The sequence below is a fragment of the Neisseria sp. P0019.S002 genome (assembly GCF_051957155.1).
GTDB classification, from domain to species: domain Bacteria; phylum Pseudomonadota; class Gammaproteobacteria; order Burkholderiales; family Neisseriaceae; genus Neisseria; species Neisseria perflava.
Genome location: NZ_JBQCWS010000185.1, coordinates 1 through 431, shown reverse-complemented (window position 1 = coordinate 431; position 431 = coordinate 1). Strand labels below are relative to the sequence as shown.

Below are 431 nucleotides of genomic sequence, written 5' to 3'. Positions count from 1 at the left end.
GACCCAAACGCGATTTTGACCAGCGAGACACGCGACCCTAAAACCATCTCCACCGCCCTAACCGCCGACGAAACCGACCACCTGGTTCTCGGCACGCTGCACACGACCGGCGCCGCCAAAACCATCGACCGCATTGTCGACGTATTCCCTGCAGGCGAAAAAGAAATCGTGCGCTCCATATTGTCCGAATCCTTGCGCGCCATCATTTCCCAAACCCTGCTGAAAACCCGCGACGGTAACGGCCGCGTCGCCGCACACGAAATCCTGATTTCCACACTGGCCGTGCGCAGCCTCATCCGCGAAAACAAAATCGCCCAAATCAACGCCGCCCTCCAAACCGGTCAGGCCCACGGTATGCAAACCCTCGATCAAGCCATGCAAACCCTTGTCCGCCAAGGTACCATCAGCCCCGAGCTGGCACGCAGCAAAGC

At 59.2% G+C, this 431-nt stretch carries 1 protein-coding gene; it reads left to right on the top strand.

The window, feature by feature from the left end:
- A partial coding sequence (locus ACTHTY_RS12220; protein WP_440367892.1) for a type IV pilus twitching motility protein PilT occupies positions 1-431 on the top strand: 431 nt, incomplete at both ends.